Source organism: Haliscomenobacter sp., assembly GCF_041740695.1.
Lineage (GTDB): Bacteria > Bacteroidota > Bacteroidia > Chitinophagales > Saprospiraceae > Haliscomenobacter.
Window position 1 is genome coordinate 1 of sequence record NZ_JBGSLK010000129.1, and the last position, 4,096, is coordinate 4,096.

General features: G+C 42.5%; 3 protein-coding genes. 1 reads left to right on the forward strand and 2 read right to left on the reverse strand.

Annotated features, from left to right (window positions below):
• Positions 1-120, forward strand: a 120-nt coding sequence (locus ACEW9O_RS25895; RefSeq protein WP_373553128.1) for a transposase domain-containing protein, incomplete at its 5' end; no start/stop codon positions are given.
• Here the strand turns inward: ACEW9O_RS25895 and ACEW9O_RS25900 are convergent.
• Positions 105-2,666 carry a S8 family peptidase gene (locus ACEW9O_RS25900; protein ID WP_373553129.1) on the reverse strand — a complete coding sequence of 854 codons (2,562 nt, stop codon included), beginning with the start codon at positions 2,664-2,666 and terminating at the stop codon, positions 105-107. The genes ACEW9O_RS25895 and ACEW9O_RS25900 overlap by 16 nt on opposite strands.
• Positions 2,667-2,669: 3 nt before the next feature.
• Positions 2,670-3,650 carry an AAA family ATPase gene (locus ACEW9O_RS25905; protein WP_373553130.1) on the reverse strand — a complete coding sequence of 327 codons (981 nt, stop codon included), beginning with the start codon at positions 3,648-3,650 and terminating at the stop codon, positions 2,670-2,672.
• Positions 3,651-4,096: the final 446 nt, after the last annotated feature.

Consider the following 4,096-nt stretch of genomic DNA (forward strand, 5'->3'; position numbering starts at 1 on the left):
GCTTGTTGTGCTCAGCACAATATCAACCCCATGGCTTATCTAAATGATGTCTTGGGACGTATCCCTGAGCACTCCATTAATCAGATTAATGAATTACTCCCAGATCAGTGGAAGGGGTAGTGCACTTGCCCGGACGGATACCCTTCTTCTACTTCCAGAGTTACTGCCAGCCCATATTTAACGTGATGATCAAGTCCGCTTGCATGCTCTCTACAATTGACTTGCAGCACTAAGTCAGTACCCTCAATATAGGCATCGGCTTTCTCCCCCTCTAAAATATCGTGTTGCACGGTACCTCGCTTACTTGCATCATAATCATACATCGATCGCGACAAAGATGAAAGTTCCGATTTATTACTGATATTATCTACATATAGGGCTGCTTGCCGATATTTGCCTGAATTAAAATTGAGGGGAGAAATCCAGGCTAAAGTGATGATCAATTTTTTTTTCAAAACGCTACCAGACAGGATATTGGGCAAAGGGAAACGATATACTCGACCTTGGTCTTTTTTGATGGAACCATAACCGATCAATGTCACACGGTTATCGGTACAACTTAGCACCCTTGATCCGTCTATTTTTCCGTAGCCAAGGTAAGACAAAATGTATGGATTAACTTTTGCGGGTAACCCGCCACTATCTTTTAAAATATGTTTTAGGATTTCTCCTGCTTCCATCCAGTTCGCTCCATGTACAATCAATGCTTTTGTTAGTACCGCTAAATAAGAGGCCTCAATTTTTTGATCACCTTGTCGAATACCTTTGAGCACTTCAATAAGTTGCCCGCCCAGCCCACTAACTAGTGCTGCTGCGTTGCTTGTTCCTTTTGTGTATACTTCTGTTTCTAAATTTCCTTCTGAGCCGGGCGTAGCTACTCTATTTCCTGGTGGATTTGGATTACTTGGATTGGAAAATTCATACCTTAGTATAGTTTCATTTGGGTTAGAGTGTAGGGTATTCAATCTGAACATCATTCTACCTCCCGGGGCCAAAATATCTGGCTTGATACTTTTACCTAACCCAGGACCAATCCTACTGGCTGCATTGAACAAAAAATTGCTCTCCAGAATGTCAGCTCTATATTCAGGGTAAGCGTTCCCGGGAGAGGCATCATCATTAGCTGCTCCAACGCAAATGGCATTGATGGCTTCACTTGGGGACAAGATTTTTCGCTTGAAGTTTCCTTGATTAAGAGCTTGGATGACTAGCTTTTGTTTTTCCGAAAGGTCCAGCTTTTTCCATTCAGTATGGGGTAGGTCAATTTTTAGGTCTTCAGGGGCGTTACCTGCACTGATGACAAACAATAGGTTGTATTTGATTGATAACCAGTCGACAATTTTGGCCCAGGTGCTTGCGTTGAAGTGAAAAGGACGAAAAGGGTCGCCTATTGATAGGTTGACAATGATAACATTTGGAGCAATTGGTTTTTGTTCTCCTTCTCCGTATTTGATCCTAATAATAGCTCGATGCATTAGATCAACGAATAACTTATCTTGTGGAAGTTTTTCACTGTTGCGCTCTGCTTTTAAGATTGGCCTGACGTACAAAGGAGTGCTCAACTGTTCACTGTTGGCATCATCAAGGTCTCCATGTAAAATTAAGGATGCCATCCCTGTGCCGTGTACACGTAAATGTGATGGGTAATTTTCGCCAAACAGATCAGGGTCATCAATTACTACTCTACCTTGCAATCTTTTATGGTTGGCAAGTGGGTAGCCATCCAATAATGCGACTGTACTAAGTAGATGTTGCTTGGTTGGTGCAACACTATTATCTATTTGAAGAGCTGTTTCTTTTGTATCGATTTCGGTTTCGTCGTGTTCTAAAATCACTTGCCCAACTGGCCTGAAAAACATTACTTGTTCCGCTTGAAGAAAACTAACATCAGTGGATTCACTCAAATCATCAAAACACTGAATAGGAGCATTGGCAATGAAACCATGATATTGGATTGCCTGAATTATTGTACGAGACTCAATCAAAACTTCACCTCCCGCCAACTCAATGTGCTTTTTAACCGCATTAAATGATCGCTCATTGTGTACGATGTTGTCGCGAAAGGCTAATTCTACTTCAAAGTGTATGTGTTCTCTTTCCATCGCTCGCTGATCATCCAAATATTGAACCAATCCGGTGTCTTTTAGGCGATCCTGAACACTGTAAGGCCGAATGTCTTTTAACTGTTGGAATAATGTTCTAAATGGTGTTGTTCCAGTTTTAAAATGATCTCCTGCTAAATACTTTTTCCAATAGTACTGAAGCTCCTGGATAGCTTTATTATTGGTCATTGCCAAAAATACCCTTGTTTCGAGAGAAGCCGTTGGTTTTTCAGTGTTATAAAAAAAAGCATCAGGATCTGAAAACTCTGACTGAAATTCGGCCAAAAACTCCATCCCTGGTGTTGCACGTACTGCTTTAAAGAATTCATCCAAACGTCCTCTAATCTCTAACACTAAAATCATTTCAGGAAAAAGACCTTCGATACTTTGGCGAAGTTGAGCAGTCCGATTTTGTAGCACCCGACTTAGTTCACTGATTTTGTCATTAAGCCGTGTTGCCTGCTCCTCCTTAGATGGAAAATGGTAAGCAGGCGCTTTCCCCCCTGGTTTTGTTCGGTCATTGAAAGTGGCTCTCGGAAAGATAAGTAGGGGTTTGTTATTCATGTTTTATTTTTTTACATTTAACTGTTTTATAGATTGTTGTATGATTTTTTTTACATCAGGATCAGGTAATGCCAATACATATTTTCTTCGTAAATCAAGCACAAAAGCTTCAAGTGCTGAAAAGCTGGCTCCTGCCAACTTGCCGCTGAGTTGGTTGTTTTTGACTAATGCCCCTGTTTTAAATTCTTGTAGATGTTGTGCTAGATATGCTTCAATCATCGCGGAGTTTGGGCGTTCTAAATTCAACTGGAGTTGAAAACGCCTCCAAACAGCACGGTCCAATAGTTCAGGATGATTGGTCGCTGCAATGGCTATAACATGGCTGGGTAATTGATCAATTTGCACAAGCAATGAGCTGACCACTCGCTTGATCTCACCGGTCTCTTGTACATCTCCACGTTCTTTGCCCAAAGCATCAAATTCGTCAAAAAACACTACACAGGCTCGGTTGGAAACATAGTCAAACAGCTTTCGTAGTCTTGATGCGGTTTCTCCTAAGTAACTACCAATAATGCCGTCATAGCGTACCACAATGAAGGGAATCATTAAAGTTGTAGCAACAGCTTCGGCCAATGACGTTTTGCCATTGCCGGGCTCTCCCGTTAACAATATTCGATTACGCGGTTCTAGATTGTATGAACGCAACACATCAGCCCGGAACTGCTCCTGGCAAAATTCATTGATTTGTTCTTTGACTTCATTATCCAGATATAGATCACTAAGACCACGGATTGGATGTCGCTCATCCAATAAATTACCAATAGTTTGATCTTTTAGCCCATTGAGCTGGTTGAACCCATTCATAGTGGCTAATCCTGGATTCAATGGAATTTTATTGAGCTCTTCTTCAAGTTGCTGGGCAAGCACATGGTGCTGCTTTAACCGCTCTTCGGCAATTACAGAGTGCACAGCTTTCCGAAACAGTTGTTTGTCTCCGGATGCTCCTGATTTGACTAACTTTAAAAGGAGGTCTGCGCGAGCCATGGTTCTTGAGGGTTAAATACAGACAAATATACACCCAATAAAAATCTTTTGACACACTTTTTTGAACACTCTCAACATCAATTCTACAATTCTTCTCAAATTTTAGTCTAAGCACAAAAGGTAAAAGTCGCCCTCCCCACCCCAGACCAACCCACCCTAAGATGCCTTAGATGGTTCAAAAAAGCAGCGAAGCTGCCCGCGCGCGAAGCGCCCCGTCCCCGCCTCACTTTGTGCCCTCAGTGCCCTCTCCCCTTCCCCTTTGTGCTAAAAAACCGCCGCTTTGCCCCCCACCTTCAGTGTCCTCAAGTCCCTTCAGTTCCTAAGGTGGTTCAAAAAATACTTTGCCGCAGGCAAGCCCAAATTGTTTAAAAAACCACCCTCCCCTACCCCCATATTTTTTTCACCCCCTCTCCAAACCCGTTACCCTTTCCCCCTCCAACCCCGGT

What these genes read in the sequence shown, in the direction of transcription:
- ACEW9O_RS25900 (WP_373553129.1), bottom strand. Translation starts at nt 2,666, where the DNA reads ATGAATAACAAACCCCTACTTATCTTTCCGAGAGCCACTTTCAATGAC.
- ACEW9O_RS25905 (WP_373553130.1), bottom strand. Translation starts at nt 3,650, where the DNA reads ATGGCTCGCGCAGACCTCCTTTTAAAGTTAGTCAAATCAGGAGCATCC.